This window comes from Micromonospora sp. NPDC049580 (genome assembly GCF_040675595.1).
Lineage (GTDB): Bacteria > Actinomycetota > Actinomycetes > Mycobacteriales > Micromonosporaceae > Micromonospora.
Genome location: NZ_JBFAPG010000835.1, coordinates 1 through 1,129, shown reverse-complemented (window position 1 = coordinate 1,129; position 1,129 = coordinate 1). Strand labels below are relative to the sequence as shown.

Annotated in this window: 2 protein-coding genes; both read right to left on the bottom strand. The window is 72.0% G+C overall.

Annotation, left to right across the window (positions count from 1 at the left end):
• Positions 1-38: 38 nt before the first annotated feature.
• The gene (locus AB0J68_RS32445) at positions 39-230 is read right to left on the bottom strand and encodes a DUF397 domain-containing protein (protein ID WP_363942744.1); all 192 of its coding nucleotides are present in this window, start codon (positions 228-230) and stop codon (positions 39-41) included.
• The gene (locus AB0J68_RS32440) at positions 221-991 is read right to left on the bottom strand and encodes a Scr1 family TA system antitoxin-like transcriptional regulator (protein WP_363942742.1); all 771 of its coding nucleotides are present in this window, start codon (positions 989-991) and stop codon (positions 221-223) included. The genes AB0J68_RS32445 and AB0J68_RS32440 overlap by 10 nt, the downstream gene beginning before the upstream one ends.
• Positions 992-1,129: the final 138 nt, after the last annotated feature.

Here is a 1,129-nt window from a genome sequence, read left to right as displayed (position 1 = left end):
CCCGGCGCCGCCGGGAGCCCCGCGTGCGATGTGGACGGTCAGCGGGCGTCGCGTGCCATGGCGACGAAGCTGCGCCACGACTGCGGGCTGAACGTGAGCGTCGCGCCGTCGCGATCCTTCGTGTCGCGCACGAGGACCACGCCCGGGAGGTTGTCGGCGACCTCGACGCAGTTGCCGCCGTTGCCGCCGCTCTTCGTGCTCTTGCGCCACCGCGCGTCGGTCAGGTCCATGATGCCGCCGCTTCTCTGAGAAGGTCCAGGGAACGCCCCCGGGGCAGCGCCTCGCCGCGAATGCGCTCCCACCGCCGCTCCAGGCTAACAAGCTCCGATGTCTGGTCGAGGATCTGCGCCTGCGCGGCGCTGTCGACGTGCGCGACCCGCGAGCCGTCCGGCAGGTCGGCGATGGTGAACGGCCCGTCGAGCCCGGGGTAGCTGGGCGCGTCCGCCGGGACGATCTGGAGCTGAACGGTGTCCGTCTCGACGTACCCGAGCAGGTGCGTGAGCTGCGCCGCCATCAACGCGCGGTCGTCGCCGACGCGCCGGCGCAGCACCCCCTCGTCGAGCACGGCGATGAGCAGCGGCCCGTCGCTCTCCCGGTCGAGAATCGACTGCCGGCTGATCCGCGCCCCGGCGAACTCGTCGACCGCGTCCGGCGTCAGGACCCCGCCGGCCAGGGTCGCCCGCGCGTACGCCTCGGTCTGGAGCAGCCCCGGCACCCACGTCAACTCGAACGACCGCAGCGTCAGCGCCTCGCGTTCGAGGTCGACCCAGGGTCGGAACCACACCGGTTCGCGGCGCCGGAATGCGTCCGGCCACAGTGCCTCGGCGTCGCGGGCCAGCAGCTCCGCGACGGTCGCGCGGTGTCGACTCTGGGGAACGTGGCCCGGGTTCGCCCACCGGGCGACGGTCTTCGGATGCACACCGATCCGATCGGCGAGGCTCTCGGCGGTGTGACCCGCCTCGGCGAGCGCTGCGACAAACGCGTGGTTCATGCCGTCCCTTCCCTGGGAGCAAATGGGCTGCGCCAAGGAGATTACGTAACGCTGTGTGGTTGTCCAGAGACTCCCGGCAAAGTGGGGTATCGACGGCGCGGCCGGCAGGGACCCGAACCCGGCGGACGCGTTCGTGGC

Bases quoted from the DNA above. Each gene is read 5' to 3' on its own strand.
- AB0J68_RS32445 (WP_363942744.1), bottom strand. From the start codon at position 230: ATGGACCTGACCGACGCGCGGTGGCGCAAGAGCACGAAGAGCGGCGGC.
- AB0J68_RS32440 (WP_363942742.1), bottom strand. From the start codon at position 991: ATGAACCACGCGTTTGTCGCAGCGCTCGCCGAGGCGGGTCACACCGCC.